At 68.5% G+C, this 25,335-nt stretch carries 22 protein-coding genes and 2 pseudogenes; 19 read left to right on the top strand and 5 right to left on the bottom strand.

The window, feature by feature from the left end:
• The first annotated feature begins 18 nt into the window (after nt 1-18).
• A pseudogene (locus tag O159_RS16820) lies at nt 19-1,396 on the top strand (glucose-6-phosphate dehydrogenase).
• 31 nt (nt 1,397-1,427) lie between these two features.
• Here the strand turns inward: O159_RS16820 and O159_RS08120 are convergent.
• Together O159_RS08120 and O159_RS08115 are read right to left on the bottom strand one after the other, a co-directional pair.
• Nucleotides 1,428-1,862: an SOS response-associated peptidase family protein gene (locus O159_RS08120; protein WP_043993647.1), complete on the bottom strand. Its 435-nt coding sequence runs from the start codon at nt 1,860-1,862 to the stop codon at nt 1,428-1,430.
• 105 nt (nt 1,863-1,967) lie between these two features.
• Nucleotides 1,968-2,156, bottom strand: a complete 189-nt coding sequence (locus O159_RS08115) for a hypothetical protein (RefSeq protein WP_021755303.1) — start codon at nt 2,154-2,156, stop codon at nt 1,968-1,970.
• Nucleotides 2,157-2,251: 95 nt separating this feature from the next.
• Here O159_RS08115 and O159_RS08110 point away from each other — a divergent pair, with 95 nt between their 5' ends.
• The 12 genes and pseudogenes from O159_RS08110 (at nt 2,252) to O159_RS08055 (ending at nt 17,478) form a co-directional block, all read left to right on the top strand.
• Nucleotides 2,252-3,406, top strand: a complete 1,155-nt coding sequence (locus O159_RS08110; protein ID WP_021755301.1) for an SLC13 family permease — start codon at nt 2,252-2,254, stop codon at nt 3,404-3,406.
• A 155-nt stretch (nt 3,407-3,561) separates the two neighbouring features.
• Nucleotides 3,562-4,431, top strand: a complete 870-nt coding sequence (locus O159_RS08105; protein WP_021755300.1) for an SGNH/GDSL hydrolase family protein — start codon at nt 3,562-3,564, stop codon at nt 4,429-4,431.
• A 318-nt stretch (nt 4,432-4,749) separates the two neighbouring features.
• Nucleotides 4,750-6,228: an alpha,alpha-trehalose-phosphate synthase (UDP-forming) gene (otsA, locus tag O159_RS08100; RefSeq protein ID WP_021755299.1), complete on the top strand. Its 1,479-nt coding sequence runs from the start codon at nt 4,750-4,752 to the stop codon at nt 6,226-6,228.
• 44 nt (nt 6,229-6,272) lie between these two features.
• Entirely contained in the window at nt 6,273-7,076 is an 804-nt protein-coding gene (otsB, locus tag O159_RS08095; protein WP_021755298.1) for a trehalose-phosphatase, read from the top strand.
• Nucleotides 7,077-7,174: 98 nt separating this feature from the next.
• Nucleotides 7,175-8,869 carry a dihydroxy-acid dehydratase gene (gene ilvD, locus O159_RS08090; protein WP_021755297.1) on the top strand — a complete coding sequence of 565 codons (1,695 nt, stop codon included), beginning with the start codon at nt 7,175-7,177 and terminating at the stop codon, nt 8,867-8,869.
• Between the two features lie 56 nt (nt 8,870-8,925).
• Nucleotides 8,926-10,746: an acetolactate synthase large subunit gene (locus O159_RS08085; RefSeq protein ID WP_021755296.1), complete on the top strand. Its 1,821-nt coding sequence runs from the start codon at nt 8,926-8,928 to the stop codon at nt 10,744-10,746.
• 3 nt (nt 10,747-10,749) lie between these two features.
• Complete coding sequence (ilvN, locus tag O159_RS08080) at nt 10,750-11,259, top strand: acetolactate synthase small subunit (protein ID WP_021755295.1); 510 nt, start codon at nt 10,750-10,752, stop codon at nt 11,257-11,259.
• 63 nt (nt 11,260-11,322) lie between these two features.
• Entirely contained in the window at nt 11,323-12,351 is a 1,029-nt protein-coding gene (gene ilvC, locus O159_RS08075) for a ketol-acid reductoisomerase (RefSeq protein WP_021755294.1), read from the top strand.
• Nucleotides 12,352-12,478: 127 nt separating this feature from the next.
• Nucleotides 12,479-13,217 (top strand): annotated as a pseudogene (locus O159_RS08070) (copper homeostasis protein CutC).
• 111 nt (nt 13,218-13,328) lie between these two features.
• The gene (gene serA, locus O159_RS08065; protein WP_021755292.1) at nt 13,329-14,921 is read left to right on the top strand and encodes a phosphoglycerate dehydrogenase; all 1,593 of its coding nucleotides are present in this window, start codon (nt 13,329-13,331) and stop codon (nt 14,919-14,921) included.
• Between the two features lie 327 nt (nt 14,922-15,248).
• Nucleotides 15,249-16,322 carry a 3-isopropylmalate dehydrogenase gene (locus tag O159_RS08060; RefSeq protein ID WP_021755291.1) on the top strand — a complete coding sequence of 358 codons (1,074 nt, stop codon included), beginning with the start codon at nt 15,249-15,251 and terminating at the stop codon, nt 16,320-16,322.
• A 22-nt stretch (nt 16,323-16,344) separates the two neighbouring features.
• Nucleotides 16,345-17,478 (top strand): branched-chain amino acid aminotransferase, encoded by a 1,134-nt coding sequence (locus O159_RS08055; RefSeq protein ID WP_021755290.1) that lies wholly within the window; start codon nt 16,345-16,347, stop codon nt 17,476-17,478.
• Nucleotides 17,479-17,603: 125 nt separating this feature from the next.
• On the opposite strand, the gene O159_RS08050 is transcribed toward O159_RS08055, so the two are convergent.
• Both O159_RS08050 and O159_RS15235 read right to left on the bottom strand, forming a co-directional pair.
• On the bottom strand, nt 17,604-18,158 hold the full coding sequence (locus O159_RS08050; RefSeq protein ID WP_021753972.1) for an IS30 family transposase: 555 nt from the start codon (nt 18,156-18,158) through the stop codon (nt 17,604-17,606).
• Nucleotides 18,109-18,363, bottom strand: a complete 255-nt coding sequence (locus O159_RS15235; protein WP_201766212.1) for a hypothetical protein — start codon at nt 18,361-18,363, stop codon at nt 18,109-18,111. The genes O159_RS08050 and O159_RS15235 overlap by 50 nt, the downstream gene beginning before the upstream one ends.
• Before the next feature lie 254 nt (nt 18,364-18,617).
• Here O159_RS15235 and O159_RS08045 point away from each other — a divergent pair, with 254 nt between their 5' ends.
• The 5 genes from O159_RS08045 to metE all read left to right on the top strand — a co-directional run bounded on the left by O159_RS08045 (nt 18,618) and on the right by metE (nt 23,637).
• Complete coding sequence (locus O159_RS08045; RefSeq protein WP_021755289.1) at nt 18,618-19,121, top strand: hypothetical protein; 504 nt, start codon at nt 18,618-18,620, stop codon at nt 19,119-19,121.
• Nucleotides 19,122-19,126: 5 nt separating this feature from the next.
• On the top strand, nt 19,127-19,660 hold the full coding sequence (locus O159_RS08040) for a hypothetical protein (protein WP_144267606.1): 534 nt from the start codon (nt 19,127-19,129) through the stop codon (nt 19,658-19,660).
• An 18-nt stretch (nt 19,661-19,678) separates the two neighbouring features.
• On the top strand, nt 19,679-20,098 hold the full coding sequence (locus O159_RS08035; protein ID WP_021755287.1) for an endonuclease/exonuclease/phosphatase family protein: 420 nt from the start codon (nt 19,679-19,681) through the stop codon (nt 20,096-20,098).
• A 234-nt stretch (nt 20,099-20,332) separates the two neighbouring features.
• Nucleotides 20,333-21,289, top strand: a complete 957-nt coding sequence (locus O159_RS08030) for a methylenetetrahydrofolate reductase (protein ID WP_021755286.1) — start codon at nt 20,333-20,335, stop codon at nt 21,287-21,289.
• The gene (gene metE, locus O159_RS08025) at nt 21,286-23,637 is read left to right on the top strand and encodes a 5-methyltetrahydropteroyltriglutamate--homocysteine S-methyltransferase (RefSeq protein ID WP_021755285.1); all 2,352 of its coding nucleotides are present in this window, start codon (nt 21,286-21,288) and stop codon (nt 23,635-23,637) included. Before O159_RS08030 ends, metE begins: the two co-directional genes overlap by 4 nt.
• 295 nt (nt 23,638-23,932) lie before the next feature.
• Here metE and lexA read toward each other — a convergent pair whose 3' ends face one another.
• A complete protein-coding gene (lexA, locus tag O159_RS08020) occupies nt 23,933-24,607 on the bottom strand; it encodes a transcriptional repressor LexA (RefSeq protein WP_021755284.1) in 675 nt (224 codons plus the stop codon).
• 249 nt (nt 24,608-24,856) lie between these two features.
• Between lexA and O159_RS08015 the strand changes: the two genes are divergently transcribed.
• Nucleotides 24,857-25,303 (top strand): LysM peptidoglycan-binding domain-containing protein, encoded by a 447-nt coding sequence (locus O159_RS08015; RefSeq protein ID WP_081689846.1) that lies wholly within the window; start codon nt 24,857-24,859, stop codon nt 25,301-25,303.
• The last annotated feature ends 32 nt before the right edge of the window (nt 25,304-25,335 follow it).

The raw sequence follows: 25,335 nt of genomic DNA, 5'->3' as shown, positions 1-25,335 counted from the left end.
GGCCATACTGTGAGGGGCATGACGCAGTCCGTGGGCACTCTGGTGATTCTCGGAGGCAGCGGCGATCTGTCGTCCAGGCTTCTCCTGCCCGCCATCGGCCAGCTGCTCACCAACCATCCCGAGCGCCGTTTCCGTCTGATCGGGGCGGGCGTCGAGGAGTGGACCACCGCGCACTGGCGGTCGGTGGTCCGCGCATCGTTCAAGACCTCTCAGGCGGAGGGCGCGGCGGTGGACGCCCTTCTCTCGGAGCACGATGTACATCTCCGCCGATGTCACCGACCCCGGCGACCTGAGCCGCGTCCTCGCCGCCTGCGAGGGCGCCCCCGCGCTGTACTTCGCGCTGCCCCCGGCGATCACAGCCAGGGCGTGCGCAGCCCTGGGTGCGCTCGATCGGCCCGCGGGGCTGACCCTCGCACTGGAGAAGCCGTTCGGAACGGACCGGCGCAGCGCTGTCGCGCTCAACAAGTTGCTGGCGACGCTGGCGCTGGAGGAGCGCATCCACCGGATCGACCACTTCCTCGGCCGCTCCACCGTGCTCAATCTCATCGGGCTGCGCGCTTCGCCAACAGCATCCTGGAGCCGCTCTGGAACGGCGACCACATCGAGCGCGTCGATATCGTGTACGACGAGACGCTGGGACTGGAGGACCGCGCCCGTTACTACGACAACGCCGGCGCCCTGGTCGATATGATCCAGAGCCACTTGCTTCAAGTGATGGCCGTGCTGGCGATGGAGCCATCCTCCACCCTGGACGCTGTGGACGTCCGCGAGGCCAAGGCGGCTGTCATCCAGGCAACCCGGGTGTTGGGCGACCGCCCGAAGGAGTCGAGCCGCCGCGCGCTACACCGCCGACGCGGTCGAGGGCCGCGAGCTCCCCTCCTATGCCAGGGAGCCGGGCGTCGACCCCGGCCGCGGCACCGAGACACTCGCCGAGGTGACGGTCCAGATCGACACCTGGCGCTGTGCCGGCGTGCCGTTCACCCTCCGTTCGGGCAAAGCGCTCGGCACGCGCCGGCGGGAGATCGTGGTCACCTTCAAACCGGCGCGGCGCATCCCGGCCGGGCTGACGGGCACCAAGGAGCCGACCAAGCTCCGCATTATGCTCGCGCCCGATGCGATGTCCCTGGAGCTCAATGTCAACGGCCCGGGCGACCCGCGCGAGGTCGAGTGGGTCGCGCTGACCGCTGACTTCGGTGCCGGCCAGTTGCAGGCATACGAGGAAGTGCTCGAGGGCGTCCTCGACGGGGACCCGTCGCTCTCGGTGGGAGCGCACACGGCGGTGGAGTGCTGGCGCATCGTGGCTCCCGTGCTCACGGCGTGGCGCAAAGACGAAGTGCCGTTGCAGACCTACCGCGCAGGCTCGGGCGGTCCGGGGTCCTGGCCGCGGGTCGGCTGAGGCGGGGGACCGGGCTAGGCGGGGGACCGGGCTAGGCTGCGGGGCGCTGCTGGACAGCCGGGATCTCCCCGGTGACCGGTTTGCGCAGATCGGTCCACACCGTGATCGGCGCGGGCTCCCACCGCATCGCGGCGGGTTCCTCCTCGGCGGGCCCCGCTTCGGCGACGATCACCGGGACGGGCTCTGTGGGCGCGCGGTGCTGCGGCTCGGCCGTCTCGCCCGCCTGCAGCTGGGCGCGGGCTTCGACGATCGCCGCGGTGATGCTGACCGCCACAGACTGGGAGAGCACCGAGTGGAAGACGGTGTCGGTGTCGTCGGCGCCGCGGCGCACGGCCGTCCACTCGCCCTTCTCGCCGATGAGTTCGGCGACCTTGCTGTGTACGAGCGCGAGGATCTGTGCGTCCGTCAGCTGGGGGACTGGCGCCACCGGCTGACGAACGGCGACGTGGCTCCTACGACCAAACATCACACAACACCTTCCCTGTTCTCCGTCGGGACAAGTCTCGCGGCGGAACGATCTCAGGGCGTGCGGACACGCCGTACGATCAGCGGAATTGTGCGGATTTCTGCGCTAGTCGCGCAGTTCGGCCTCCTGGGAGTCCTTCACGACGGTTCCGATGGCGATGACGAGGGTGATCGCAGAACTGATCCACATGAGCGGGACGCGCCAGTCGCGGACGCCGCTCCTGGTCGACTGGATCGTCGTGAACAGGCCGATCGCCGCGCTGACGATGGCTCCGTTGAAGATGAACTTGCGCATGCGCGTCCTTTCCCTTGGTCGTTAGCGTATGCTTCCCTGGGGCGCGGCCGTGTCGGCGGAATCCGCAGGACGTTCAGGAGCAAGAGAGGGGCCGGATGCGAACCGGGATCGTGGGCGCCGTGCTGGCCCTGCTGGGCGGCGTCGCTGTCGCGACGGGACTGCTGCCACTGGCCGACGCCCTGGCGCTCTGGGACCGGGTGTGGCCCATCCTGCTCTTCGTCGTCGCGATCACCATCGTGACCGAACTCGCCGCGGAGGCGGGCGTCTTCACCGCCGTCGCACAGCGGACCGCGAGCTGGGGACGCGGACGGGCCTGGGCGCTCTGGCTGCTGGTGGTGCTGGTGGCGGCGTTCAGCACAGTCTTCCTGTCGCTCGACACCACCGCTGTGCTTCTGACGCCCGTCGTGGTCGTCCTCGCACGCCACGCAGGGCTCAGCCCCCTGCCGTTCGCGCTGACGACCGTGTGGATGGCGAACGCCGGTTCGCTGCTGCTCCCGGTCTCCAACCTGACCAACCTCCTCGCCCAGCACGCGATGGGGAACCCGTCGCCTGTCCAGTTCGCCACGCTTCTGCTCGTGCCGGCGCTGGTCGCGATGGCCGTGCCGATGGCGGTGGTCTTCGTCCTCTCCCGCCGCTCGCTGCTCGTCCGCTATGAGACTGGAGAGGCGGAGACCATCGCGGACCCTGCGCTGTTCTGGATCAGCGCAGGCGTCGTCATTGCGCTCATCCCGCTGCTCGTCTCCGGGCTGCCGGTCTGGCTGCCGACGTGCGCCGCAGCGGCGCTGTTGACGGTGGTCTTCCTGGTGCGCAACCGCTCGGCGCTGCGCTTCGGGCTGGTGCCCTGGCAGCTCCTCCTGCTCGCGGCGGGGCTGTTCCTGTTCATCGAGGCGCTGCACGCGAACGGGCTCGGAACGCTGCTGGCGCGAGTCTCCGGCGACGGCGATTCCCCGCTGGCCCTGCTGCGGCTCTCGCTGACCGGCATGGTCGGTGCGAACGCGATCGACAACCTCCCCGCCTACCTCGCGCTGGAGCCGGTCGCCGGTTCCCCCGTGCGGCTGGCGGCGCTGCTCATCGGTGTGAACGCGGGTCCGCTCATCACGCCCTGGGCCTCGCTCGCCACCCTCCTCTGGCACCAGCGGCTCACAGCGTTCGGCGCCGGGATTCCGTGGCGGCGCTATGCGCTGCTCGGTGCGATGGTGGCGCCGGTCACCGTCGTGTTCGCCACGCTCGCTCTCGCTGCCACCGTCTGAGGCCGGCCGGGGCGCTCGGTGGGCGGGCTGCGTGGCGGACACCGGCTGCCGCCAGGCGACCGCGATGAGTGCGACCGCACTCGGCGTGCTTCTGTCAGCCCTCACAGAACGATCTGGGAGGGAACTCCCGAGACCCCCGCGGTAGCGTGTGAGGGATGCGAAACGGAGCTCTTTCCACTGCCCTCGCCGCCCTCCTCGCGGCCACGGTGCTGCTCCTGGTGTCTGCCTGCTCCGCGACGACCGGGTCCACGGCCCCCGCGCCGGTGTCGTCAGCGCGCATGGCGACTCCCACGCCGTCGCCGGACGCCTTTCCTCGGAGACCGCTCACGCCAGCCACCCGCTATGTCGCGCTCGGCGACTCGTTCGCGGCCGGGATGGGTGGTGGCGGCGAATACGGCAAATGCCGGAGGAGCCCCAAGAGCTACCCGGACATCTTCACGCGCGACACCGGCGTCAACCTCGTCGTCAACGCCGCTTGCGCGGGCGCCACGACCGCGGACCTGCTGAAGCACCAGCTCATCGCCCTCGACGACCGCACCGAACTCGTCACGCTGAGCATCGGCGGTAATGACCTCGGGGTCGCCGCGATCGCCGTCGACTGTGCCGCGGGCAAGGCTGTCGCCTGCCGCAACGAACTCTCCTCGGCGCTCTCGCTGCTGAACGTCCTGCCGGAGCGGCTCGCCACCGTCTACAACGCGGTCGCCGAGGCCGCCCCCAACGCGCGCATCGTCGTGACGGGCTACGCCCTCTTGTACGACAACTCGGACGAGAAGGCTGCGGACTTCGGGATGGCGACGGCTATCAACGCCGCCACCCTCGGCCTCAACCAGACCATCAGCGACGCCGTGGAGAAACAGGACGCGGCCGGACTCCCCCTGGCCTACATCGGAGTGGACTTCACCGGCCACGGGATCGGCTCCAGGACGCCGTGGATCAGCCAGAGCGGGCCGGACGCCTTCCACCCGACCGCCGACGGGTACGGCGAGTACGCGCGCGAATTGGTCCGCCTGCTCGGGCGCGCGTAGACGCGGCCTGGACTCCGCCTCAGATTTGTCTCTCAGACGCCGGCCGAAGCGCGGCTGGGCGCCGCGGCGGGGACGAGGTGCTCGTCGAAGACCCGGGAGCCGTGCGGATAGACGCCAGATCGTGCCCAGGCCGATGGGCATCACGGTCCCACTCCCGCCACCGGATGTGAACTTCTCCTGGCCGGACGGCGACCGAGCCGTGCGCTTTCCGCACGCGCTGGTACTGTGGCGGATATCCGCTGACCCGTCGCGTCCCAAGGGAGTTGACAGACCATTAACCTGTCCCTGGTCAAGAAACCGTCCGCCAGCTATGACCTCGTGATCGTCTCGAACCGGCTGCCCGTCGACCGCGTGGTGGACGAAACGGGCGAATCGAGCTGGCGCCCCTCGCCCGGCGGCCTGGTCGCCGCCTTGCAGCCGGTCATGAGGGCGGAGGACGGCGTCTGGATCGGCTGGGCCGGTGTCGCCGGAGAGGAGTTCGAGCCGTTCGAGGCGGACGGCATCGCCATCCTGCCGGTGCCGCTCAGCGAACAGGACTTGCAAGAGTATTACGAAGGCTTCTCCAACGACACGCTCTGGCCGCTCTACCACGATGTGATCGCACCGCCGAGCTACCACCGCGAATGGTGGGAGACGTACGTCGCGGTCAACCGGCGGTTCGCGGCCGCCGCGGCCGCGGTCGCCGCGAAAGGCGCGGTCGTGTGGGTTCATGACTACCAGCTTCAGCTCGTCCCCTCGATGCTGCGGGAGTCGCGTCCGGATCTCGTCATCGGATTCTTCAACCACATCCCGTTCCCGCCCTACGGCATCTACTCGCAGCTGCCCTGGCGTCGTCAGATCATCGACGGGCTGCTGGGTGCGGATGTCGTCGGCTTCCAGCGCGTCGCCGACGCCAGCAATTTCTCGCGTGCCGTCCGCCGGCTTAAGGGCTACGAGACGCGCGGGCCGATCATCGATGTGCCGATCGAGAGCGACGACCCCGAGGCCGGATCGCACCGTCACGTCACGGTCAACCGGCACGGGGGGCTCGCCCGGACGGTCCTCGCGCGCGCCTTCCCGATCTCGATCGACGCCGAACAGTACCAGGAACTCGCCCGCCGTCCAGAGATCCAGGCCAGGGCCGCCGCGATCCGCGAGGAGCTCGGCAACCCCGAGATGATCATGCTGGGTGTCGACCGCCTCGACTACACGAAGGGGATCGGCCACCGTCTCAAGGCGTTCGGCGAGTTGCTCCGCGACGGCCGGCTCGATGTCAAGAACGCGACGCTCGTGCAGGTCGCCAGTCCCAGCCGCGAACGGGTCGAGACCTACCGCCAGCTCCGCGACGAGATCGAGCTCACGGTCGGCCGGATCAACGGCGATTACTCCACCCTCGGTCACACCGCCGTCGCCTATCTCCATCACGGCTATCCGCGCGAGGAGATGGTGGCACTCTACCTCGCGGCCGATGTCATGCTCGTCACGGCGCTGCGCGACGGGATGAACCTGGTCGCCAAGGAATACGTCGCCACCCGGGTGGACGAGGACGGCGTGCTCGTCCTCAGCGAGTTCGCCGGCGCGTCCGACGAGCTGCGCCAGGCGCTCCTCATCAACCCGCACGACATCGAGGGGCTCAAGGACGCCATCATGCAGGCCGTGGAGATGCCGCACCGCGACCGCACCCGCCGGATGCGCGCCCTCCGCAAGAAGGTGCTCACCAACGATGTCGCGCGCTGGTCCGCGTCCTTCCTCGACGCGCTGATCCGCCGTGCGCATGGCGACCACCCACTGCAGAACTCGCCGGTCAACCGGCGCTGACCCGCGTCCCTCGCCCTGAGTCCCTGAGCCCCACCGGAAGAAGCATGACCAGCACCGCATCCCCCCAGCCGTCCACATCCGCCGACCTCGCCGCCGCTGTGAGCGCGCTCGCGGGCGCCGAGCGTCTGCTGGTCGCGCTCGACTTCGACGGGACGCTCGCGCCGTTCGTGGACATTCCGAAGGCCGCCCGCGCCCTCCCCGAGGCGAAGGCGGCGCTCGATCGATTGGAACGGCTGCCGGACACCCGGGTCGCCTATGTCTCCGGCCGGCCGCTGTCGAGCCTCGAGACGGTCACCGAGGCCGACGGAGACGCGCTCCTCATCGGCTCCCACGGCGTCGAGATCCGTTTCGGCCGCGATGGCGTCTCCCTCGACCTCGCCCCCGAGGAGCAGGCGGCCCTCGATCGCCTGGGCGAGGTCCTCGGCGCTCTGGTGCAGAGCGTCCCCGGCACGCGGCTGGAGGTGAAACCCGTCGGCTTCGGTGTGCATTACCGCCGGCTGGAGGGTGAGGGAGCCCAGGACGTCGTGGCCCGTGCCTCTGCGGCGGCCGCGGCCGTCAGCGGCGATCTCACCATCCGCGACGGCAAGGACATCATCGAGTTCTCGGTGCGGGGCGCCGACAAAGGCGATGGCATCGACCGGTTGCGCGAGTACACGAAGGCGACGGCTGTGCTCTTCGCCGGGGATGATGTGACGGATGAGGACGGCTTCCGCGTCCTTCTGCCCGGGCGGGGCGATGTCGGCGTCAAGGTCGGCCCGGGTGCGACGGCGGCGCAGTACCGTGTGGCGGATGAGCGCGCGATCGCCGCCCTGCTGACACAGCTGGCGGAGGCGCGCGCCGCCCGCTGAGGCGCCGCGATTCCTCCACAGACGGGCGCGCGACGCCTGTTCTCCACCGATCCAGTCATATGGACGAGGCAGCATCCAAACAGTCCTAGAGTTGTCCCATGCCTCAGATCGATTGGAAACCGCGTTCGCGCGTTGTCACGGACGGGATCGAAGCCACCACGAGCCGCGGGATGCTCCGTGCGGTCGGCATGGGGGACGCCGACTGGGAGAAGCCGCAGATCGGCATCGCCTCGTCCTGGAACGAGATCACGCCGTGCAATCTCTCGCTCGACCGGCTGGCCCAGGGCGCCAAAGAGGGCGTCCACGCCGGCGGCGGCTATCCGCTGCAGTTCGGCACTGTCTCGGTCTCCGACGGCATCTCGATGGGGCACGAGGGCATGCACTTCTCGCTCGTCTCCCGTGAGGTCATCGCCGACTCGGTCGAGACGGTCATGATGGCCGAGCGGCTCGACGGCACGGTCCTCCTCGCCGGCTGCGACAAATCGCTGCCGGGCATGCTGATGGCTGCGGCCCGTCTCGACCTCTCCGCGGTCTTCCTCTACGCGGGCTCCATCGCGCCCGGGTGGGTCAAACTCAGCGACGGCACCGAGAAAGACGTCACGATCATCGACTCGTTCGAGGCTGTCGGCGCCTGCAAGGCCGGCAAGATGAGCGAGGAGGACCTCAAGCGCATCGAGTGCGCCATCGCCCCGGGCGAGGGAGCTTGCGGCGGCATGTACACGGCCAACACGATGGCCTCGGTGGCTGAGGCGCTCGGGATGAGCCTGCCGGGGTCGGCCGCGCCGCCCTCGGCCGACCGCAGGCGCGACTCCTTCGCCCACCGCTCGGGCGAGGCCGTCGTCACCCTGCTCAAGCAGGGGATCACGGCCCGCGACATCCTCACCAAGAAGGCGTTCGAGAACGCGATCGCGGTCGCGATGGCGTTCGGCGGCTCGACCAATGTCGTGCTCCACCTGCTCGCCATCGCACGCGAGGCCGAGGTCGATCTCACGATCGACGACTTCAACCGCATCGGCGAAACGGTGCCGCACATCGGCGACCTCAAGCCGTTCGGCACGTACGTCATGAACGACGTCGACCGTCATGGGGGTGTCCCGGTCGTCATGAAGGCGCTCCTGGACGCGGGCCTGCTGCACGGGGACTGCCTCACCGTGACCGGCAAGACCGTCGCGGAGAACCTGGCGGAGATCGACCCGCCCGCGCCGGACGGCACCGTCCTGCGCTCGCTGGACAACCCCATCCACCCGACAGGGGGGCTCACGATCCTCAAGGGCACGCTCGCTCCCGAGGGCGCTGTTGTCAAGACGGCCGGTTTCGACGCCGAGGTGTTCGAGGGTCCAGCGCGCGTGTTCGAGCGCGAGCGCGCCGCCATGGACGCTCTCACCGAGGGCCGGATCAACGCCGGCGATGTGGTCGTCATCCGCTATGAGGGGCCGAAGGGCGGTCCCGGGATGCGCGAGATGCTCGCGATCACCGCCGCCATCAAGGGTGCGGGCCTCGGCAAGGATGTACTACTCTTGACGGACGGGCGATTCTCAGGCGGCACAACCGGCCTGTGCATCGGCCACATAGCACCCGAAGCGGTGGACGCTGGTCCCATCGCATTCGTGCGCGATGGTGATCTGATACGGGTCGATATCGCGGCTCGCTCCCTCGACCTACTGGTCGACGAGTCAGAGCTGACCGCCCGCCGGGAAGGCTGGGCGCCTCTTCCTCCGCGCTATACCCGTGGCGTTCTCGCGAAGTACTCCAAGCTCGTTCACTCCGCTGCGGAGGGTGCGGTCACGGGGTAGTCCTTCGCCCCACTCCAGCAGTATCAACCATCACGTACGCAAGGACCGATAAAGGCATGTCCTCGGATGCAACCCACACGACCGCGTCACCCAGCACGGTGGCGCTCTCCGCGTCGCCCGGCGCAGCGTCGCCCGAACAGCTGACCGGCTCCCAGTCGGTCGTCCGCACCCTCGAACTCCTCGGCGTCACCGATGTCTTCGGACTCCCCGGCGGCGCCATCCTGCCGATCTACGACGCGATCATGGACTCGGACAAGATCCGTCACATTCTGGTCCGGCACGAGCAGGGCGGCGGGCATGCGGCCGAAGGGTACGCTGCCGCCTCGAACAAGGTCGGCGTCGCGATGGCGACCTCGGGCCCCGGTGCGACGAACCTCGTCACGGCGATCATGGACGCCCACATGGACTCGGTCCCAGTGGTGTTCATCACCGGCCAGGTCTTCTCCACGCTGATGGGCACGGACGCCTTCCAGGAGGCGGACATCGTCGGCATCACCATGCCGATCACCAAGCACTCCTTCCTCGTCAAGAGCGCCGAGGAGATCCCGGCGACGATCGCGGCGGCGCACCACATCGCCGGCACCGGCCGTCCCGGCCCGGTGCTGGTCGACATCACCAAAGACGCCCAGCAGAGCAGAGTGCCGTTCGTGTGGCCGCCCAAGATCGACCTGCCGGGCTACCGGCCGGTCGCCAAGGCTCACGGCAAGCAGATCCTCGCGGCGGCGCAGCTGCTCGCCGAGGCCAAGAAGCCCATCCTGTACGTGGGCGGGGGCGTCATCCGCTCCCGCGCCTCGCGGGAGCTGCTCGACCTCGCCGAGACCACCGGCCTCCCGGTCACGACCACGCTCATGGCCCGCGGGGCCTTCCCCGACACCCATGCGCAGCACCTGGGGATGCCGGGGATGCACGGGACGGTCCCGGCCGTCCTCGCCCTGCAGGAGTCGGATCTCATCGTGTCGCTCGGCGCGCGGTTCGATGACCGTGTGACTGGCAAAACCAGCCTGTTCGCTCCCCACGCGAAGATCGTCCACGTCGACGTCGACCCCGCCGAGATCTCCAAGATCCGCGTCGCCGACGTCCCCATCGTCGGCGACGCCAAAGAGGTCATCGTCGATCTGACCGCGGCCTATCGGGAGGCCGCCAAGGACGGCGAACCCGACCTCGCCGAGTGGTGGACCTACCTGAACGGCCTCCGTGCGGAGTTCCCCCTCGGGTTCACGCCCACCAGCGACGGCCTCCTGGCCCCGCAGCACATCATCCAGCGCATCGGCGAGCTGACGGGGCCGGAGGCGATCTACGCCGCCGGCGTCGGCCAGCACCAGATGTGGGCCGCCCAGTTCATCAAGTACGAACGTCCCAACTCGTGGCTGAACTCGGGAGGCGCGGGCACGATGGGCTACTCGGTCCCGGCGGCGATGGGCGCCAAAGTCGCCCAGCCCGACCGCGTCGTGTGGGCGATCGACGGCGACGGCTGCTTCCAGATGACCAACCAGGAGCTCGCCACCTGCACGATCAACGACATCCCGATCAAAGTGGCGATCATCAACAACTCGTCGCTCGGGATGGTGCGGCAGTGGCAGACGCTGTTCTACGACGGCCGCTACTCCAACACCGACCTCAACACCGGGCACGACACGGTGCGGGTCCCCGACTTCGTGGCCCTGGCCGAGGCGTACGGAGCCCTCGGCATCCGCGTCACGAAGGAGGACGAGGTCGACGACGCCATCAGGCTCGCCCTCGAGACCAACGACCGCCCGGTCGTCATCGACTTCGTCGTCAGCGCCGACGCGATGGTGTGGCCGATGGTCCCCCAGGGCGTCAGCAACAGCTATGTCCAATACGCCCGCGACCACAGCCCGGCCTTCGGAGAGGAGTGACCGATGAGCACACACGTTCTGAGCCTCCTCGTGGAGGACAAACCGGGTCTGCTGACCCGCGTCGCCGGACTGTTCGCTCGGCGCGGCTTCAACATCCACTCGCTCGCGGTGGGCACGAGCGAGGTCGACGGCCTCTCGCGCATCACCGTCGTGGTGGACGTGGAGGAGCTTCCGCTCGAACAGGTCACCAAACAGCTCAACAAACTGATCAACGTCATCAAGATCGTGGAGCTGGAGCCGGCGCAATCGGTGCAGCGCGAGCACCTGCTCATCAAGGTGCGCGTCGACAACTCCACCCGCTCTCAGGTGCTGGAGGCGGTCAACCTCTTCCGTGCCCGCGTCGTCGATGTCGCCACCGACGCGCTCGTGATCGAGGTCACCGGCGACAGCGGCAAGACCCAGGCGCTGCTCAAGGTGCTCGAACCGTACGGGATCAAGGAGATGGCGCAGTCCGGCCTCCTCGCGATCGGCCGCGGCGGGAAGTCCATCACCGAGCGCGTCCACAAAAACTGACCCGCCCTCCGGCGGCGAAAGAACTGACACGTCGAACCACACTCACAAAGGAGAACCCAACAAGTGGCTGAGATCTACTACGACAACGACGCCGACCTCTTGATCGTTCAGGGCAAGAAGGTCGCCGTCATCGGCTACGGCTCCCAGGGGCACGCGCACGCGCAGAACCTCCGCGACTCGGGCGTCGAGGTCGTCATCGGCCTCAAAGACGGCTCGAAGTCCACACAGAAGGCCGAAGAGGCGGGCTTTCGCGTCCTCAGCGCCGCCGAGGCCGCCAAGTGGGCCGATGTCGTCGTCATCCTCGCGCCGGACCAGGTGCAGCGCACCCTCTACGCGGACGACATCCGGGCGAACCTCGAAGCGGGCAATGCGCTCGTCTTCGGGCACGGCTTCAACATCCGCTTCGGCTACATCGAGGCCCCCGAGGGCGTCGACGTGATCATGGTCGCTCCGAAAGGCCCGGGCCACACCGTGCGCCGCGAGTATGAGGCAGGTCGCGGCGTCCCCGTCATCGTCGCCGTCGAGAAGGACGCGACCGGTGCCGCCTGGCCGCTCGTCCTCTCTTACGCCAAGGGCATCGGCGGACTGCGCGCCGGCGGTATCAAGACCACCTTCACCGAGGAGACCGAGACGGACCTGTTCGGTGAGCAGGCCGTGCTGTGCGGCGGCGTCTCGCAGCTGGTGCAGTATGGTTTCGAGACCCTGACCGAGGCCGGCTACCAGCCCCAGGTCGCCTACTTCGAGGTGCTGCACGAGCTCAAGCTCATCGTCGATCTCATGTGGGAGGGCGGTATCGCCAAGCAGCGCTGGAGCGTCTCCGACACCGCCGAATACGGCGACTATGTCTCGGGACCGCGCGTGATCGACCCGCATGTCAAGGACAACATGAAGGCCGTGCTCTCCGACATCCAGGACGGCACTTTCGCAAAGCGCTTCATCGCCGACCAGGACGCGGGCGCTCCCGAGTTCCTGGGCCTGCGCGCCAAGGGCGAGCAGCACCCGATCGAGGCCACCGGCCGCGAACTGCGCAAGCTGTTCGCCTGGAACGCCTCGAACGACGACGACTACGTGGACGGCGAGGTCGCGCGCTGAGCGCACGCGTCTCATCGAGCGGAGGTGCCGCACCGATCGGTGCGGCACCTCCGGTCAGGTCAGCGGCCCTGTCGTTTCAGCGTTCCTGTCAGGTCAGCGCCTTTCCCCGTTCGGGAGAGATCAAGTCATGAGCACAGCCGCCGTCGAGATCGCCGTCCAGGATGCCGCGGGCGTTCGCAGCGCCCTCGTCGAGGGCGCTGACCGGGTCGAATTGTGTACAGCCCTCGCCCTCGGCGGGTCTCGTCCGGATAGCGGTGGCGGAGGCGATCGAGCGAGGCCGCGAGGGCTTCGTCCACGTTCTCGTCCGGCCGCGTGGCAGCGGCTTCGTCTACGATGCCGCCGAGGTGGAGACGACGGAGGCCGACATCCGCTTCGCCCGTGAGGCCGGCGCCGGTGGCGTCGTCATCGGGGCGCTCGACGGGGAGGGGCGTGTCGACACTGCCGCTGTGGCCCGGTTCGTGGCGGCGGCCGAGGGCATCGAGGTGACGTTCCACCGTGCGATCGACACGGTCGCCGACCCACTGGCGACCGTGGACGACTTCGTTGCGCTCGGGGTGACCCGCATCCTCACCTCGGGTGGCGCTTCGACCAGCGTCGAGGGCGTCGACTCCCTCCGGGCGCTGGCCCAGCGGGTCTCCGGGCGGCTGCAGGTGATGGCCGGTGGAGGCGTGCGCGTCGAGGACATCCCGGCCCTCGTCGCTGCGGGCGTGGACGCGGTGCATCTCTCCGCTCGCCGTGCAGTGCAGGGCGCGCCGAGCGGCCCCGGCGGCGGCGCGGACGCCTATGACATCACCGACCCGATCGTCGTGCGCGGTGCGGTGGATGCCTTACGGCAGGCACGGACACGCCACTCGGGTCGTCGCTGACGGCCCACGTAACCGGGCGAAAGACCCCTTCCGCGTCCGGCTAGAGTTGAAACGCGCACCACCGTCCGCTGCGCTTCTCCTCCCAGCCAGCCCCTCCTCTGAAGGAACACTGTGACAAAGCCGGTCGTGCTGATCGCCGAAGAACTCTCGCCCGCTACTGTCGACGCCCTCGGGCCGGATTTTGAGATCCGCGACGTCGACGGGACAGACCGCTCCGCGCTGCTCTCCGCCGTGGCCGACGCCGACGCGATCCTGGTGCGCTCGGCGACGAAGGTGGACGCGGAGGTCATCGGCGCTGCGCCGAAGCTCAAGGTCATCGCGCGCGCGGGGGTCGGCCTCGACAACGTCGACATCAAGACCGCGACCAGCGCCGGTGTGATGGTCGTCAACGCGCCGACCTCGAACATCATCTCGGCCGCGGAGCTGACGGTCGGGCACATCCTGAGCCTCGCCCGGCACATCCCGGCCGCGCACAGCGCCCTGGCGCAGGGGCAGTGGAAGCGCTCGAAGTACACCGGCGTTGAGCTGTACGAGAAGACGGTCGGCATCATCGGGCTCGGCCGGATCGGGGCGCTCATCGCCGCGCGACTGCAGGCGTTCGGCGTCAAGGTCATCGCCTTCGACCCGTATGTGACGAGCGCGCGAGCGCAGCAGCTCGGCGTCCAGCTGGTGAGCCTGGACGAGGTGCTCGCCGAGTCGGACTTCGTCACCATCCACATGCCGAAGACGCCGGAGACGACCGGCATGATCTCGGACGATCAGCTCGCCCAGATGAAGCCGACCGCGTTCGTCGTCAATGTCGCGCGCGGCGGCCTGATCGACGAGGACGCTCTGTACCGTGCTCTCGTCTCGCAGACCATCGCGGGCGCTGGCCTCGATGTGTTCGTGAGCGAGCCGCCGTCGGACTCGCCGCTGCTCGGCCTCGAGAACGTGATCGTCACACCGCATCTCGGGGCGTCGACGGATGAGGCGCAGGAGAAGGCGGGCGTCTCGGTCGCCAGATCGGTTCGCCTCGCGCTCTCGGGCGAGCTGGTGCCCGACGCGGTCAACGTCGCCGGCGGCGTCATCGACCCGTACGTGCGTCCGGGCATTCCGCTTGTGGAGAAGCTCGGCCAGGTCTTCTCCGGGCTGGCGCACAGCCCGGTCACGAGTGTCGACGTCGAGGTCCGCGGCGAAATCGTGGAGTTCGATGTCAGCGTCCTGAAGCTCGCCGCCCTGAAGGGGATCTTCACGAACGTCGTCTCCGAGACGGTCTCCTATGTGAACGCACCCCTCCTCGCCGACCAGCGCGGCATCGAGGTGCGCCTCCTCACCGACTCGGTGAGCGAGGAGTACCGCAACCTGATCACGATCCGCGGTGCGCTGAGCGACGGCACGCAGGTCTCGGTCTCCGGCACGCTGACCGGAACCAAGCAGATCGAGAAAGTCGTGGGGATCAACGGCTATGACGTGGAGGTGCCGATCGCCGAGCATCTGATCGTCATGGTCTACGACGACCGCCCCGGCATCGTCGGGGTGTACGGCCGGGAGTTCGGCGAGGCGAAGATCAACATCGCCGGTATGCAGATCGCCAGGACCTCGGCCGGCGGGAAGGCCCTCAGCGTCCTGACCGTCGATTCGCCCGTCCCCGAGGGGCTGCTCGAGAAGGTGCGCGTCGCGATCCACGCCGACCTGCTCCAGGAGATCGACATCACCGAGTCTTGAGCCCTGCGGCCGTGTCGTGAGCTCTGGGCAGCGGACCGGGAGAGCAGTCTGCCCGCTGCCGGTGGGGTTCTCTCAGCCTGGACGGCCAGGACCGTCCAGGCTGCCACGGCCCCGGAGACGCTCGGCCGGGCCGTCTCCGTCGCCCGGGCTGCCCGTCTCGCCGCGGCACGTGTTCGGACAACGGGATCGCGACAACGGCCTCTCGGCGCAGGCTTGATCCTCGCTATCGTGGTGCTGACCGTGGCGACCCTCATCCGTGACGGGGAGGGGCGGTGCGGCGCTAGTGTTGACCCGTACTGTCCGCCCACCGATCAGCGCAGGAGCGTCATGAGCAGAACCGTCCAACTCGCCGTCATCCCCGGGGACGGGATCGGACCGGAGGTGATCGCGGAGGCGGTCACGGTGCTCGACGCGGTCGCGGCCGGAAGCGGGCTGGCGTTCGAGAAGACGCACTTCTCGCTCGGCGTCGACCGTTACCTCGCCACCGGCGATGTGCTGACCGACGACGACCTCGCGGCCATCCGGGCACACGACGCCATCCTGCTCGGGGCGGTCGGCGGTCAGCCGGGCGATCCACGCCTTGCGGGTGCGAACATCGAGCGCGGGCTGCTCCTGAGGCTCCGGTTCTCGCTCGATCACTATGTGAATCTGCGGCCGACCACACTGTTCCCCGGCATCGCCAGCCCGCTCGCCGCTCCCGGCGAGGTCGACTTCGTCGTCGTGCGCGAAGGCACAGAGGGGCCGTACGTCGGCAACGGCGGGGCCATCCGGCAGGGGACGCCGCACGAGATCGCCAACGAGGTGTCCGTGAACACCGCCTACGGCGTCGAGCGCGTCGTCCGCTACGCCTTCGAGCAGGCCGGGCAGCGGCGGAAGAAGCTGACGCTCGTACACAAGACGAATGTGCTGACCTTCGCGGGCAGCCTGTGGAAGCGGATCGTGGACGCCGTGGCCGCCGAGCATCCCGAGGTGGCCGTGGACTACCTCCACGTCGACGCAGCGACGATCTTCCTCGTCACCGATCCTGCTAGATTCGATGTGATCGTCACAGACAATCTCTTCGGCGACATCCTCACCGATCTCGCCGCCGCGATCAGCGGCGGCATCGGACTGGCCGCCTCGGGAAACATCAACCCCGCGGGTGAGTTCCCGAGCATGTTCGAGCCCGTTCACGGATCGGCTCCCGACATCGCCGACCAGCAGAAGGCCGACCCCACCGCCGCGATCCTCTCCGTCGCGCTCCTGCTCCGCCACCTCGGCGAGCGGCCCCTCGCGGAGCGCGTCGAGCGGGCGGTGACCGCCGACCTCGCCACCCGCAGCGGCCAGACCGCCACCGCAAGCCAGACGCGCACGACGAGCCAGATCGGCGCCGCGATCGCGGCTCTGGCGGCACAGAATTGACCTCTCCCAGCAAAGGACTCCCATGAACGCTTCCACTAGCATCTCCCTCACCAGCGGCCCCACCGAGACTTCCGGCCTGCTCTGGAACGTCGCCAGGAACGAGGCGCCGCGCGCCGCAGCCGAGCGCGCGGAGATCCTCGCGGACCCCGGCTTCGGCAATCACTTCACCGATCATATGGTCGATCTGTGCTGGTCGGAGAAGGGCGGCTGGCACCGGCCGTGCGTCTCGCCCTACGGCCCCATCCCGCTCGACCCGTCGGCCGCTGTGCTGCACTACGCTCAGGAGATTTTCGAGGGGCTGAAGGCGTACCGCCACGAGGACGGTTCGATCTGGAGCTTCCGCCCGGAGGCCAATGCGGCCCGCATGCAGCGGTCGGCCTACCGGCTCGCGCTGCCCCAGCTGCCGGTCGACCACTTCCTCGACTCGCTCAAGCAGCTCATCGCGGTCGACGGCCAATGGGTTCCGGATGCGGAGGAGACGAGCCTGTATCTGCGGCCGTTCATGTTCGCCAAAGAAGGCTTCCTGGGGGTGCGCCCGGCGAACAAGGTGGCGTACTACCTGATCGCGAGCCCGGCGGCGGCCTACTTCCGGTCCGGTGTCGCTCCGGTCTCCATCTGGCTCTCCGATCACTGGTCCCGTGCGGGGAAGGGCGGAACCGGAGCGGCGAAGACCGGCGGCAACTACGCATCGAGTCTCCTGCCGCAAGCCGAAGCGCACGAGCGCGGCTGCGCCCAGGTTCTTTTCCTCGATTCGGCGGAGGGGAGGCACATCGAGGAGCTCGGCGGGATGAACGTGGTGCTCGTCCAGAAAGACGGCACCCTCGTGACCCCCGACTCCGACAGCATCCTCGAAGGCATCACCCTCGACTCGGTGCTTCAGCTCGCCCGCGACCGCGGCCACCGGGTGGAGCGCCGGCGCGTGACCATCGACGAATGGCGGGACGGTGTGGAGTCCGGCGACATCGTCGAGGTGTTCGCCTGCGGCACAGCCGCGATCATCACTCCGATCGGCGAACTCAAGTCGGACACGTTCACCGTCGGCGACATCACCGCAGCGCCGGGTGAGCTCACTCTGTCTCTGCGCAAGGAGCTGACCGACATCCAGTACGGTCGCGCGCGCGACCGGCACGGCTGGATGTACCGCCTCGACGCCTGATCCCGGACCACAGCCGGAAACGGAGGACATCCCGGCCCCACTCGCCCGGATGTCCTCCGTTTCCTGCCCCTGGCCTCTGCTGTCCCGAGATCTCCTCCGGTGGGTTCTAACAGTGGTCGCAACACTCATGGATGGTGTGTTTGTTCTAGCAGCGTAGTGAAGAGGGTGTTCGGGGTCTTCCAGCCGAGGATTTTGCGGGGTCGGTTGTTGAGTTCGGCGGCGACGAGGGCGAGCTCTTTCGGGGTGTGTGTTCTGAGGTCGGTGCGTTTGGGGAAGTAGTCCCGCAAGAGCCGATTCGTGTTCTCGTTGCTGCCGCGCTGCCAGGGCGAGTGCGGGTCGCAGGAGTAGATTCTCGTTCCTGTTGCGCGGCTGATCTCTTCATGTCTCGCCATTTCCCAGCCCTGGTCCCAGGTGATTGAGCGGCGTAGTTCGGGCGGGAGCGCCGCGAGAGCAGGGACGAGCTGATCGCGGAGGCTCTCGGATCTGTTGACAGCGTCAACAGGCAACAGGAGAGTGAACCGGGTCGTTCGCTCGACGAGTGTGGCAATCGCCGAACGGTTGCCGAGCCCCATGATGAGGTCGCCTTCCCAGGCTCCGGGGACGCTGCGGTCCGTGGGCGCGAACGGACGGTCATGGATCGTGAGCGCAGCGTTGAATCGGATCCTGCGCCGGGCGATCACGCGGGGTGCTTTGCGTCTGTCGCGTTACCCGCTCGTCCTCCGATAAGAACCGGGCCGAGACTGTCGTCACCACCGGAACCTCATCGATCGGCGGATAGTAACGCACTTTGCCCGTGACCAGGTCGCGATGTTTCCACCCGTTCCGCCAGTTGTTGCCCAGCTTGCGGCGAATCCCGAGCATCCGGCAGATCTCGGAGGTGTTCATTCCCTGCCGCCACAACTCGATATATCATGCACGCTCGGCCGACATCGGTGCCGGCCCGGTCATCTTCTGCGACGTCCTTACAAGTGTCATAACAACTCCCGAAACTAGCCGGTGTTGCGACCACTGTTAGAACCCACCCGGGGGCTTGGCGCTATCGTCTGGTCAGACGCTCGACGAGCGTTATGTTTTATGCGCGAGCGGGCGCATCCGTTTCGGGCCTCCTTCGCGCATGGCGTGAAGAGTGGAGGCAAAAAATGAAGAAGACATTCCCTCAGGCTCTCGTCCCTTTCGCGGCAGGAGCGTTCGCGGTCGCTCTCACGGTGATGGGGGCGGCCCCGGCGTCGGCAGCAGAGGAAGGATGCTCGTTCTCGAAAGAGGAAGGATGCTGGTTCTCGAAGCTGAGCCAGGTGCAGCCGACATTCGTCAGCCGCATCTGGATCGATAAAGGCCTCACCAGGAACAGCACCGTTGTCTTCCTCGGCGGCTGCAAGGCTAACTCGGGCGGCGGAACGCCCGTGGCGGCGAAGGTGAAGTCGATCACCCTGACCCTGCAGAGCCTCGGCGACGATCAGCCAGCTCCCCTGTGGCACGATTTCAAGAGTGTTCGGCTGCCCGGGTGCGGAACCTTCGACTTCGGTCGTGCGGTCACTCAGCGCGGCGACGACACCTGGCGATTCCAGGTCAGCGCGATCAACAGAGAGAATGGCCCGGGCAGAAATTGGTTCCTCGACGCGTCCAAGGTGACTATGACGTACTAGCGTTCATGGAGCAGCCAAGCCGGCATGGTCGCCTCGCGTTGACCGGAGCCGCCGTCAGCGCAGGCTTTCTGCTGCTGGCTGCGGCTCTGTGCGCCTACCCTGGCTATGAGAGCGTCTCGTACCCTCCGCTCAGCCAGCTTGTCGCGATGCGAAGACTGGTGTTCGCCTGCTGCGCTCTCCTCCTCGTCGCGATCGCGATCTCCGCTGCGATCCGCCTGCGACGGGGCCCGGTCGGCATCGTCGGGGGGGGGGCGGTGCTCCTCTCCGTGACGGTCTGGGCTCCTGCCGGCCGGGGCGAACCGACGGGGTCCGCCCCGGCCGCCCAGGTGCGGGGGACCCTGCGCATACTGTCGTGGAATACAAATCAGGACGCTGTGCCCGCCACCGAGATCGTCCGGCTTGTCCGGCAGAAGTCGGCGGACATCGTCGTTCTGCCCGAGTACTTCGGCCCCATCGCCGAGGCGCGGCTGTCGGATCTCCTCAGCCGCTACGACCTGTACTCGTGGGAATCCTCGGCGGCGTCCCTGCTGGTCAAGTAATCGAACGGCAGGTACCGAGTGGACACCTCGGGCGTGCCGCCCTGGGCGGGGTTCATCGCGAGGCCAGAGGATCGGCATCTCCCGACGATCGTTGTCGCACACCTTCAACGCGCGACGTTCTTCGACGGCGCGGATTGGCGCCGGGATCTCCAGTGGGCAGAGGAAGCCTGCTCCACAGCGAGCACCATCGCCGTCGGCGACTTCAACGCCACGGTCGAGAACCTGCCCCGTCAGCGTTTGAACGCGTGCGCCGACGCTGCGACGAGCGTCGGCGCTGACGGCGCAGGGACCTGGCCCACTCTCTTGCCGGCCTTTCTGGGGGCTCGCATCGACCATGTGTTCCTCGGATCGGGATGGGACACGAAGAGCTTCCAGGTCCTCACCGGGGACAGTGCTTCCGACCATCGGCCGATCTTCGCGACCATCGGAGAGAAGTGAGGGGCGGCCACGACAGCAGGCGAACCGCCGCCGCGCCCCACTGTGTCACTAGATGACGCGGCCGATTCCGTCCGGCCTTCCGCGTTGCTATCGTGCCGTAACAACCGCAGTGGGCGACCGCTGACGCGGTGCGACAGCCGAGCCTGGCACCCGCCCACCCGTTCCGTGAGTCCCGCCGTCGGCGGGCGCCTGTGAGCGGGCTCCGCGACGCTGATCGACCATTCCGAGGATGCCATGAGCCGTACCGACGCTCGGTACTCGTTCGAGCTGTACCCGCCGCGCAACGAGCGCGCCGCCGCCGCACTGCCCGCGACGATCGACCGGCTCGCCGCCACACGGCCCGATTTCATCTCGGTCACCTACGGCGCGGGCGGTTCCTCCCGCGCCTCGTCGCTCGAGGTGCTGCGCTCCATCCTGGAGCGCACCGACGTCAGCCCGATGGCCCACCTGACCTGCGTCGGGTCGTCGCACGCGGAGGCGAACCGGCTGATCCGCGAGTTCCTGGACGCCGGCATCCAGCGGTTCCTGGCGGTGCGGGGAGACCTGCCGGCGGACCTGGCGCCCGGCGAGGACGGTCTCGGCGACATCAAGAGCTCTGCGGAGCTGGTGCAGCTCATCCACCGGGTGCAGGCCGAGCGGGTTCCGTACGGCGAACTGGATGTGCCGGAGCTGGGCGCGCAGGCTGTGCTCCGGCACCGCGAGCGGGTCCAGATCGCGGTCGCGGCCTTTCCGAACGGGTACCCCGCCTCGCACTCGGCCGCCCAGGACATCGACACCCTTCTCGCCAAGCAGGCGGCGGGGGCGAACCTCGGGATCACGCAGCTCTTCTTCCACGCCGAGGACTATCTCTCCTTCGCCCAGCGGGCGAAGGAGGCCGGGGTGCTCTTCCCGATCCTGCCCGGGATCATGCCCGTCACCTCCCCCTCCCGCCTGAAGCGCATGCTCGAGCTGAGCGGCGAGGATCTGCCGAGCGATCTCGCCATCCAGCTCGAGATCGAACCCACCGAGGAGGGGCAGCGGGAGATCGGCATCGGCTGGGCCGCGCGGCTCGCCGAGCGTCTGCTCGCCGGGGGCGCCCCCGGCCTCCACCTCTACACGTTCAACCAGCATGCGGCCGTCCTCTCGGTGCTCGAGAGGATCGGACTGCTTCCTGACCACGCCACCATCACGAAGGAGAACGAACCAGCATGACCCCCTCGACCTCCCGCGCCACCTTCCCGGTCGGCACCATCATCGGCTACCCGCGCATCGGTCGCCGTCGCGAGCTCAAGAAGGCCGTCGAGGCGTTCTGGGCGGGCGAGACGACCGCGGACGAACTGGAGGCCACCGCGGCTACGCTGCGCGCCGCCACCCGCGAACGGCTCGCTGCGCTCGGCCTGGGACGCGACGACGCGGCCATCCCGGAGAGCTTCAGCTACTACGATCAAGTGCTGGACGCTGCCGTGACCGTCGGCGCTCTTCCGTCCCGGTTCGCGGCTCTCGCCGACGCCTCCGGCGCGGTGGATATGGCCGGCTACTTCACCATCGCGCGTGGCGAGGCCGAGAACCCGCCGCTGGAGATGACGAAGTGGTTCGACTCCAACTACCACTATCTCGTGCCAGAGATCGGGCCGGAGACGGACTTCCGGCTCGCCTCCGACCGCATCGTCCGTCACTTCGCAGAGGCGCGTGCCGATGGTTTCCTCACCCGTCCGGTGATCGTCGGTCCGGTGACTTTCCTGCTGCTCAGCAAGCCGAGCGACGAGGCTCCGCAGGGGTTCCGCCCGCTCTCGCGGCTCGCCGAGCTGCTGCCGGTCTACCGTGAACTGCTCGCGAGGCTCGCGGCGGTGGGAGCGCCGTGGGTGCAGCTGGACGAACCGGCGCTCGTCTCCGAAAGCATCGAGGAGCCGCGTGCCGACGTGCTCACCGCTCTCGCCAGCGCGTACGACGACCTCGGGGGTGCGGCGGAGCGCCCGGCGATCTTCGTCGCTGCCCCCTACGGCAGCCTGGACGATGCTCTCCCCGTGCTGGCGGCCTCGCCGATCGAGGCGCTGTCGCTCGACCTCGTGCGCGGCGGCGTCCTCTCGGGTCTGGACGCGGCGACCGCGGAGACGCTGAGCGCGAAGACCGTGGTCGGCGGCGTCGTGGACGGCCACAACATCTGGCGGGGCGATCTGGAGGGCGCTTTCGGGAAGCTGACCGATCTGCGGACGCTGAGCCCGCAGATCGCCGTCGCGACCTCGACCTCGCTCCTGCACGTCCCGCACGATGTCGAGGACGAGCCGGAGCTGGATGCCCGGCTGGCGTCGTGGCTGGCCTTCGCCGACCAGAAAGTCGCACAGGTCTCCGTGCTCGCGCGCGGCCTCGTCGACGGCCGTGAGGCGATCCGGGCGGAGCTGGCCGAGGCCACGGCGGCGCTCGCCGACCGTGCGGGTGCGCCGGGTGTGCGGGTGCCGGAGGTGCGCGATCGCGAGGCCGCGCTGACCGGCGCCGACTTCTCGCGCGGCGACGACGAGACCCGGCTCGAAGCCCAGGATGCGGCCCTGCGGCTTCCCTTCCTGCCGACCACCACGATCGGGTCCTTCCCGCAGACGGCCGACATCCGCCGCTCCCGCGCCCAGCTGGCGAAGGGGCTTCTCACCGAGGAGGAGTACCGGGGCCGCATGCGGGCCGAGATCGAACGCGTCGTCGACCTCCAGGAGGAGATCGGGATCGACGTCATCGTTCACGGCGAGCCGGAGCGCAACGACATGGTGCAGTACTTCGCGGAGAACCTCGACGGTTTCGCGGTGACCCAGAACGGCTGGGTGCAATCGTACGGATCGCGCTGTACGCGCCCGTACATCCTGTGGGGCGATGTCTCGCGGCCGAAGCCGATCACGGTGGAATGGTCGGCGTTCACGCAGAGCCTGACCTCGAAGCCGGTCAAGGGGATGCTGACCGGCCCTGTCACCATCCTCGCCTGGTCGTTCGTGCGCGACGACCAGCCGCTCGGCGAGACCGCCCGCCAGGTGGCGCTCGCTCTGCGCGATGAGATCGCGGACCTGGAGGCGGCGGGCATCCGCGTCGTCCAGGTGGACGAGCCCGCCCTGCGCGAGCTGCTGCCGCTGAAGCGCGCGGACCAGGACGAGTACCTGTCGTGGTCGGTCGGCTCCTTCCGGCTCGCGACGGCGGGCGTCCGGGCGGAGACCCAGATCCACACACACCTCTGCTATTCGGAGTTCGGCGTGGTCATCGACGCGATCCGCAAGCTGGATGCGGATGTGACCAGCATCGAGGCTGCCCGCAGCCGCATGGAGGTCGTCCACGACCTCCAGAGCTCCGGGTTCGAGCACGGCATCGGGCCCGGCGTGTATGACATCCACTCGCCGCGCGTGCCGTCGGTCGCCGAGGTGACCGAACTGATCGAGACCGCGCTGAGCGCGATCCCCGGCCGTCAGCTGTGGGTCAACCCGGACTGCGGGCTCAAGACGCGCGGCTATGACGAGACGATCGCTTCGCTGAGGAACATGCTTGCGGCGACGAGGAAGGTCCGGGAGCGGGCCGGTGTCGGCGCCTGACACGCCCGGCTCCGGCCGGCCGGACGCTCTTCCCGCAGAGCGGGGCCCGTTGTCACCGCAGCGGCCCCGCTCGAAGAGCCGGGCTGCGGCACGGATGCCGGCGGATTCGAGACGCCGATGAGATCTTCGGCTTGCGGCCGCAGGACGCGGCGGCACAGGAGGGGAGGAGGACGCAGCCGCCCTCTGTCGGCCTCGGCCGGTGGGACCAGCGTCGCGGCTTTCGGGGCTCTGGGAGTGCTCGGGGCTGTCGGGTGGACATCCGCTGCCCGGACATCCGCTGCCCGGGGGCCTGGACTCAGACGGCCCGGAGAACGGCGACGACCTTGCCCAGGATCTGTGAGAAGTCGCCCAGGATCGGCTCGAAGTTCGAGTTCCTCGGCAGCAGCCAGGTGTGCCCGTCGCGCTGCCGGAAGACCTTGACCGTCGCTTCCTCATCCAGCATCGCAGCGACGATGTCGCCGTTCTCCGCGGTGTTCTGCGCGCGGACGACCACCCAGTCGCCGTCGCAGATGGCCGCGTCGATCATGGACTCTCCGACGACCTTCAGCATGAACAGCTCGCCATTGCCGACCAGCTGACGGGGGAGCGGGAAGACCTCTTCCACCTGCTGTTCGGCCGTGATCGGCACGCCCGCGGCGATGCGGCCGACGAGCGGGACCATCGCAGCGTCGGCGACCGGGGTCTGGCTCTCGAAATCCGGGGCGGCGGCGCTCGGCAGGTCGATGAGGATCTCCAGCGCGCGCGGGCGGTTCGGGTCGCGGCGCAGATAGCCGCTGAGCTCCAGCTGGTTGAGCTGGTGCGTCACCGAGGAGAGCGAGGAGAGGCCGACCGCGTCGCCGATCTCGCGCATGCTCGGCGGATAGCCGCGCTGGCTGACCGAGCGCTGGATGACGTCGAGGATCGCGAGCTGCTTCTCGCTCAGATTCTTGCGCCGGCGGGTGCCCCGCGGAGCCTGATTCTCGTTCGACACGCTCGTCCCTTCGCGACCGGCGCCGCACTCGGCGGACCCGAATGTCGGTGGTGCCTGGTTGTGTGGTCTCCAGACAATCGAAACTGTATCCGCCCGGCGGCGGTCAAACAAACGTGTGTTCGAGTGTGTCGCGAAATCCGCTCCGGATCTCGCAGCACATCCGGTCTTGCGGTTTAACAAATTAGAAGATATGTTCGGAACACAGATTCGCATCGGGCGGTTTCGGAACGAAACAGGGAGGTCGACGCTATGAGCAGCACAGCGGTCATCGGTCGTGCAGACATCGGTCGTGCGATCGGGGGGTCTGCGGCCACGGTGAGGTCCCGTGCGGGCGCTCTAAGCGCAGCGGACGTTCCGGGTTCTTCGGGTGGTCCGGGTGGGGCACGGGTCCGCCTGCGGCTGACCCGTCGCGGACGCGCGGTGCTGACGTTCCTGGCCGCCCTGCCGATCGTCGTCGGAGCGTTCGTGTTCGCGTTGAACGGCGGGGGCGCGGTCGCGTCGGGCGAGCACGCCGCAGTGGCTTTCCAGCACGTCACGGTTCAGTCGGGCGAGTCGCTGTGGTCTATCGCGGAGCGCCTCGCGCCGAGCGCAGACCCGCGGGATGTGATCGCAGAACTGGTCACACTCAACGGGCTCGACTCGGCGGTGGTGACCCCGGGGCAGGAATTGGCGATCCCGGCGCAGTACGCGAAGTAGGCTCCGAGCTCTCTTCGCACCCCGCCGGGTCC

Origin of the sequence: Leifsonia xyli subsp. cynodontis DSM 46306 (assembly GCF_000470775.1) — a bacterium.
Lineage (GTDB): Bacteria > Actinomycetota > Actinomycetes > Actinomycetales > Microbacteriaceae > Leifsonia > Leifsonia cynodontis.
The sequence above is the reverse complement of the archived record's forward strand: the minus strand, read 5'-3'. Positions and strand labels throughout refer to the sequence as shown.

What these genes read in the sequence shown, in the direction of transcription:
- O159_RS08110 (WP_021755301.1), top strand. Translation starts at nt 2,252, where the DNA reads ATGCGAACCGGGATCGTGGGCGCCGTGCTGGCCCTGCTGGGCGGCGTC.
- O159_RS08115 (WP_021755303.1), bottom strand. Translation starts at nt 2,156, where the DNA reads ATGCGCAAGTTCATCTTCAACGGAGCCATCGTCAGCGCGGCGATCGGC.
- O159_RS08040 (WP_144267606.1), top strand. Translation starts at nt 19,127, where the DNA reads ATGGAGCAGCCAAGCCGGCATGGTCGCCTCGCGTTGACCGGAGCCGCC.
- O159_RS08015 (WP_081689846.1), top strand. Translation starts at nt 24,857, where the DNA reads ATGAGCAGCACAGCGGTCATCGGTCGTGCAGACATCGGTCGTGCGATC.
- ilvN (WP_021755295.1), top strand. Translation starts at nt 10,750, where the DNA reads ATGAGCACACACGTTCTGAGCCTCCTCGTGGAGGACAAACCGGGTCTG.
- O159_RS08060 (WP_021755291.1), top strand. Translation starts at nt 15,249, where the DNA reads ATGAGCAGAACCGTCCAACTCGCCGTCATCCCCGGGGACGGGATCGGA.
- O159_RS15235 (WP_201766212.1), bottom strand. Translation starts at nt 18,363, where the DNA reads ATGAACACCTCCGAGATCTGCCGGATGCTCGGGATTCGCCGCAAGCTG.
- O159_RS08105 (WP_021755300.1), top strand. Translation starts at nt 3,562, where the DNA reads ATGCGAAACGGAGCTCTTTCCACTGCCCTCGCCGCCCTCCTCGCGGCC.
- otsB (WP_021755298.1), top strand. Translation starts at nt 6,273, where the DNA reads ATGACCAGCACCGCATCCCCCCAGCCGTCCACATCCGCCGACCTCGCC.
- O159_RS08030 (WP_021755286.1), top strand. Translation starts at nt 20,333, where the DNA reads ATGAGCCGTACCGACGCTCGGTACTCGTTCGAGCTGTACCCGCCGCGC.
- O159_RS08055 (WP_021755290.1), top strand. Translation starts at nt 16,345, where the DNA reads ATGAACGCTTCCACTAGCATCTCCCTCACCAGCGGCCCCACCGAGACT.
- O159_RS08045 (WP_021755289.1), top strand. Translation starts at nt 18,618, where the DNA reads ATGAAGAAGACATTCCCTCAGGCTCTCGTCCCTTTCGCGGCAGGAGCG.
- ilvD (WP_021755297.1), top strand. Translation starts at nt 7,175, where the DNA reads ATGCCTCAGATCGATTGGAAACCGCGTTCGCGCGTTGTCACGGACGGG.
- O159_RS08120 (WP_043993647.1), bottom strand. Translation starts at nt 1,862, where the DNA reads ATGTTTGGTCGTAGGAGCCACGTCGCCGTTCGTCAGCCGGTGGCGCCA.
- metE (WP_021755285.1), top strand. Translation starts at nt 21,286, where the DNA reads ATGACCCCCTCGACCTCCCGCGCCACCTTCCCGGTCGGCACCATCATC.
- O159_RS08085 (WP_021755296.1), top strand. Translation starts at nt 8,926, where the DNA reads ATGTCCTCGGATGCAACCCACACGACCGCGTCACCCAGCACGGTGGCG.